The sequence below is a fragment of the Streptomyces sp. MBT65 genome, from assembly GCF_016612545.1.
GTDB lineage: Bacteria > Actinomycetota > Actinomycetes > Streptomycetales > Streptomycetaceae > Streptomyces.
This window is the reverse complement of sequence record NZ_JAENRY010000416.1, coordinates 1-6081: the sequence shown is the minus strand read 5'-3', so window position 1 is coordinate 6081 and position 6081 is coordinate 1. Positions and strand designations below refer to the sequence as shown.

Genomic DNA, 6081 nt, shown 5'->3' with positions numbered 1-6081 from the left:
CGCCCACGACCAGTTCGGTGCCGGACAGTGATCCCGCGCCGGAGACGGTCCCGTCGTCGCAGTCCTGTATCACTGTCCGGCACCGAACTGGTCGTGGGCGGCGCGCTGTTGCTGGAGGTGGTGGTGACCGGCGTGGGGAGGCCGGTGTCGGTGTGGGTGTCGCCGGGGGCGGGATCGGTGCCGGTGGTCGTGTCAGTACCGGGGTTGGTGTCCGTACCGGTGTTGCCGTCGACGCCGGAATCGGAGGAGGTGGTGTCGATTCCGTGCGTGGTGTCCGTGCCGTCGGAGGTACCGGTGGTGCCGTTCCCGTCGGACGTCGAGCTCTCCGGGCGCCCCGTTGTCGTCGTACGCGGGTTGCCACCGGAGTTCGAGGACGTACCGGAACCGGACGCCGGAGTACCCGAGTTCGTACCGCTCTGGGTGGGGACACCGGACCCGGTCGTGCTCGTGTTCGTACCTGTGCCCGCGACCGGGGCGACCGGAACGTCCGTCGAGGACACCGGAGTTGAGACGTCCGAGGTGTCGCCGTGCTGACCCGCGTCGCCCTGCTGACCGGTGTCGCCCTGCTGACCGGTCCCCTGTGCCTCGTCGGTACCGCCCGTGTCGGCCTGTTCCGGTGTCCTCGTCGGCGTACTGGACGAAGAACCGTTGCCACCGGACGAACTCGTCGTGCTGTGCGGGATGTTGCTCTGAAGGTCTCCCCCGTCGACCTTCACCTCGTCGAGGTGGGTGTCGGGGAGGTCCGTGTCGAGGTGTGTGTCGACGTCGGTGGAGCGGGGCGGCTCGGTGTTCGTGGAGGTGCGTTGGGGGGTGTTGACCGTCGAGGAACTGCCGTTGTTCGAGGTCGTGTTGACCGAGCCGGGGCCCGTCGTGGTGCTCGGGTTGTCGTCGGTGGTGGACGGGTTCGACGACGCGTTGTTCTTCGAGGAGCCCGTGTCCGTATCGGAGTCGGACTCGTCCGGGATGTTCGCGGTGCCCAGGGTGTTCACCGGCGCCGGGGCGTTGAAGTTGAACTTGCTCCCCAACGCGCCCGCGCCCTGGCCGAGATGGCGTTCGCTCATCGAGCTGAGTCCGGCGCCCAGGAAGGTGTTCAGGGAGTCGATGGGGAAGCCGTAGATGGACGCCGTGGCGAGCTCGCCGAGCGTCTCCGCGCCGCCCTCGGTGACGAAGTGCTCGAAGTCCTCGCCGAGTTCGTGCTTCAGCTTGTCGCCGAAGCTCTTCGGCTTCGGTGTGGGCGTCGGGGTCGGCGTGAGGTGCGGGTTCGGCGTCGGGGTGGGCGTGTTCTTCGGGTTCGGCGTGGGGGTCGGCTTCGGTTTGGGCTTGGTGTTGATGTCGGGGTTGTCGAACTTCTTGTTGAACTTCGCCCCGTTGCCCGTGACGTCCTTGAACGGGTTGTGGCTGCCGAAGATGTTCTTCAGGTTCTTCTTGAACCCCTTGCCGAGGTCACTGAGCAGACCGTGGAACAGTCCGGTGAAGGCGCCGAAGACACCGTCCTGGACGATCTGCGACCAGTCGAAGCCGTTGGGGCGGCGGCCCTTGGGCGCGCCCAGCATCATGGCCAGCCGTACCGCGAAGGTGGTGAACGCCTCCTCGATCGCCTCGGTGAGGCTCGGCAGCAGATGCGTCTTCTTCAGCAGCCAGTCCATCACCGTGAGAATGGCGACCCGGCTCCGGGCCTTCGCCACCGCGGCCTGGCTGGAGGCGGCGCCGCCCGTGAAGGCGGACAGCACCGCGATGACCATCAACTCGATGAGCAGCCGCACCAGTTCGGCGATGATCTGCCACTTGGACTCCATGATGTCCATGGAGGACTTGGTGCGGGACTGCCCGATTCCGTCGAGCTGGTCGGCGAAGTCCTTCAGGTAGTTGACGCCGCCGCTGTCGAGGAACATGTGCATCGCCCGCACATAGTTGTTCCCGACCTGCGGCGGCAGCGCGCGCCCGACCCCACCGGCGGTCTGCTCGATCAGGTCCGAGAGGTCACGCATACGCCGGCCCAGCCGCTCGTACGGCTTGCCGTTGGCGTAGGCCATGTCCTCGTCGGCCTGGAGGAGCTTCTCGCCGATGAGCACGAACAACAGGTTGTTCAGCTGGGGCGTCGCGTGGATGGTCATCAGGGGCGGTCCGCCGCGTCAGTGCTTTCCGTTGTGCGAACCGGTGTTGGTGTCGCCCGTGTTCGAGTCGTGGATGGCGTCCAGGACGCCGTTCTGGGTGCCCAGCACGCTCTTGACGTTGGTGAGGGTGCCGTCGCCGATGCTGACGATGGCCTCGGACAGGGACGAGCCGGCCTCGACGGAACCCTCCCGCTGTTGCTTCTCCTGCGGCCGCATCTGCTTCGCGAAGTCGTCGTCGTCTCCGGGCCAGTGAGAGGTGGACGACACATCGGTGATGAACTCGTTGATCATCTCATTGGCCAGCCGACTGATCTGCTCGATCTGCCGGGTGCCGGCGATGAGTGCCGGCGGGCTGGCGGAGTAGGCGTTCGACATCTTCTTCTCAGTCCTCCGGGTCTTCGCTGATCTCGTCGCGCAGCCGGCCGGCTCCGCGCCGTCGGCCGCCCTTGGGGCCCTCCAGCACACCGGGCCCGAAGATCTTGTTCCAGTCCACGTCGAAGCCGGCGATCTCGGGCGCCTCGGGGTTGGCCTTGGTGAAGGGCTCGAAGGTGGCCATGACGTGCCGGGCCATCCGGGCCCGTGCCTCCTGCACCGCCTCCAGCACGCTCGCGGCGAGCTGACCCGCGGGCATCGTGCGGTACTTGTCGCCCAGGAAGGTCACCGCGCGCAGGTCGCCCTGCGCGCTGACGGTCACCTCTACCGCGCGGTCCGCGGAGCGCACCGTGCGCTCGGCGTGGGCGAGTTCGCTCTCGGCGCGCGCCACCGCGGCCTCGGTGGCCTCCAGTTCGGCCATCGCCTTGGCCAGTCGCTGCTCGATCGACTCGCTGCTCATCCGGCACCTCGCGTGCTGTCCCGGACCGAACGTCCCGTGTTCATCTGCCGATCACCGCCGGCGAACCGCCCTCGTCGGTGCCCCAGACGTCCTCGTCCTCGGTGAGCCACGCGTCCCGGGCCCGGTCGCCGCTCTCGGTGGAGCGGCCGTTCTGGCCGGCGCCGTTGCTGCCGGGACCGCCCACCGGGTACGGGGCGCTGGACGTGGTGGGCCGGGTCAGCACGATGTCCTCGTCCTCGTCCACGGAGGTGGCCCGGTTGTTCCGGCCGCGCCGGGTGGAGGTGTTGGACGGGTCGGTGAGGACGGCCCGGGTGCGCTCGGTGGTGCCGCCCTGTCCGCCGCCGCCTCCGCCTCCCATGCCGCCGCCCATGCCTCCCATGCCGCCCATCCCCATCGGGTTGAGGGGGGTGCCGCCCGACGCGCTCTGCTCGCCGGTGGAGGCGGCGGCGAGGGTGCTGGAGTCGAGGGCGTCGGAGCGCAGCGGGCCGCCGGTGTAGGGGGTGCTGTCGTAGTCGTCGTAGCCGCTGTCGAGGCCCGAATCCAGGCCGCCGCCGGACGTGTTGAGGCTGCCACCGCCGAGTCCGCCGCTGTTGAGGCCGGTCGTGTTCAGGCCGCTCGTGTCGAGGCTGCTGCCGTTGTTCAGCCCGCTCGTGTCGATGCCGTTGCCGTTGAGGTTGCTGGTGTCGATCGAGGACGAGGGGAGGCCGCTGCCGTCGATGTCGGTGGTGGTCGTGTGGCCCGACGGGTCGGTGGTGGTGAGCTGGCCGGTGTCCGGGTTGAGGGTCTGGACGGAGCCGTCCGGGAACTTCGTGGTGAGCGTGCCGTCGTTGTTGAGCGTGGTGGTGGAGCCGTCCGGGTTGGTGAAGGTGTCGCCCGGGTTGAGGTGCGTGGTGGTGACATGGCCCGAGGGGTCGGTGACCGAGACCTGACCGGTGTCCGGGTTGAGCGTCTCGGTGGAGCCGTCCGGGAAGTGGGTGGTCAGCGAGCCGTCGGAGTTGAGCTGGGCCGTCGAGCCGTCCGGGGTGGTGAAGGAGCCGGCGGTCGGGTTGAGCTGCGACAGCGAGGTGGTGCCGTCCGGGTTGAGCGTGCTGACCTGACCGGTGGTCGGGTCGAGGGTCTGGCTCGTGCCGTCCGGGAACTTCGTGGTGAGGGTGCCGTCGCTGTTCAGGGTGGTGGTCGAGCCGTCCGGGTTGGTGATGGTGCTGCCCGGGTTGAGCTGCGAGACCGAGGTGGTGCCGTCCGGGTTGGTGGTGGTGACCAGGCCGGTGGACGGGTCGATGGTCTGGGTGGAGCCGTCCGGGAACGTCGTGGTGAGCGTGCCGTCGCCGTTGAGCTGGGTGGTGCCCCCGGTCGGGGAGTTCAACGTGGTCGAACCGTCTTTGGTGGAGTTGTTGCCGTTGTTCAGGAGCGACGGGCCGAGGGTGTTCAGCGCGGCGTTGGCGAGGTCGCTGTTGTTGAGGTCGTCGAGCCCGCTGCCGACGTTGTTCAGGCTGTTGCCGAGATCGTCGTTCAGGTTGTTGAGGCTCGAATTCAGGCCGTCGCCAATGTTGTTGAGGTTGTCGTTCAGATTGTCGTTGAGGTTCGTTCCGAAGTTGTTGAGGTTGTCGCCGAGGTCATTGAGGTTGTCGTTCAGGCCGTCGTTGAGATTGTTGAGGTTGTCCCCCAGGTTGTTGAGGTTGTCGTTCACGTTGTCGTTGAGATTGTTGAGGTTGTCGCCGAGGTTGTTGAGGTTGTTCCCGAGGTTGTTCAGATCGTCGTTGAGCTTGTCGTTGTTGTCCTTCGCCTCCTGCTCGGCGATCTCGGTCTCCTCCTTCTGGAGGACCTCGGAGAGCGTCTCGTTGTTCTTGTTCTTGACCTCCTGGGCGAAGGCGTCCTCGACGTCGGCCCAGGCGTTCTTCACATTGCTGAGCGCGTCGATGGACGGCTGCTTGAGCTTGGAGTCCGCGTGGTCCGACCAGCTCTTGACGGCGGCGTCGGCGACCTTCTGCCAGGTGGTCACCTGGGTGAGGTCGCCGTAGTCGGGGACGTTCTGCTTGAAGTTGGCGTCGGTGGAGTAAGTCGTGCCACTGGCCTCCCCGCTGGCCCAGTCCTCCGCGAGCACATGGTTGATGTTGTTGTTGATGACCCACGAGCTGATGCCGTCGAGGATCTTCTTCACGTGGTAGTGCGGGTCGTGCTGGCCGTCCGACGCCCAGTCGGTCCATGCGGTCTGGAGGTCGGTGATCGCCTGCTTCAGCGCCTGCTGCGCGGCCGCCAGCGCGTCGCTCAGCTTCGACTTCGGGACGTAGCCGCCGAGGGTGCTGTTGGTCGCCGTGTAGTCGGTGCCGCCCAACTGGGAGACGTAGCCGTCGTAGTTGGTCTTCAGCTCGTCCAGGAGATGCCAGAAGAGGCTGGCCGCCTTGCCCTTCCAGGCCGCCTGGTCCTCGCCGAGCGAGGTCATCCACTGGTTGACGGTGTCCGAGTGGTCCTTGAAGAACTGCACCACCCGGTCGAAGGACTGCCCGGTGTTCTCGAAGGAGAGCATGTCGACGACGTTGGCGTCGATGACCGACAGTCCGCTGTACGAGAAGCCCTGTGTCGAGTAGGGCGACGCCAGGATGTGGTCGAGGACCAGCTTGCTGCCCGAGATGTACTGCGCCATCGGCCCCGAGTCCCACTGGACGTGCGAGTACGAGCCCTCGAAAGCGCCGCCGCCGGTGATCTCGCCGCCGCTCCAGAGCGTGGCGCGGCCGTTCCCGTCGACGGTGACGCCGATCATCACGATCCGCGCCTTCTTCATGTCCACGCTGCTGTGCGCGCCGTCGCCGCCGGCGTCGTAGAAGGCCAGGTCGTAGTCCTCGCCGGAGTTGACCTGCCAGCCACCGATCGCCGAGTAGTCGGCCGCGGTCACCGACCTCATGTCCATGCCCTGGATGTCCATCCGGAACAGCTTCAGGTTGGCGAAGCCGTCGTTGGAGGAGCTGCTCAGCTTGTTGAACAGCGTGGACCGGGCCGGGATCGTGTAGCCGGTGAAGTCGGTGACGGCCTGGGCGAAGTAGTCGTCCGGGTCGTAGTTGGCGGTCCCGGTTGTGGTTTCGGCCATGAAGCGGACTCCGCTGCGAAGGAGGAGGGGGGACTGGGTGGGGGGTCCGGAGT

At 67.1% G+C, this 6081-nt stretch carries 3 protein-coding genes and 1 pseudogene; all 4 read right to left on the bottom strand.

Features of this window, described 5'->3' with window-relative positions:
• Positions 1–2114: pseudogene (locus JHN63_RS46765) on the bottom strand (hypothetical protein); the annotation flags it as partial.
• Between the two features lie 18 nt (positions 2115–2132).
• Positions 2133–2489, bottom strand: coding sequence for a hypothetical protein (locus tag JHN63_RS46760; protein WP_200691224.1), 357 nt, complete (start codon positions 2487–2489; stop codon positions 2133–2135).
• Positions 2490–2496: 7 nt separating this feature from the next.
• Positions 2497–2946, bottom strand: coding sequence for a YbaB/EbfC family nucleoid-associated protein (locus tag JHN63_RS46755; RefSeq protein WP_200691223.1), 450 nt, complete (start codon positions 2944–2946; stop codon positions 2497–2499).
• Positions 2947–2986: 40 nt separating this feature from the next.
• Positions 2987–6028, bottom strand: coding sequence for an AAWKG family protein (locus JHN63_RS46750; RefSeq protein ID WP_200691222.1), 3042 nt, complete (start codon positions 6026–6028; stop codon positions 2987–2989).
• Positions 6029–6081: the final 53 nt, after the last annotated feature.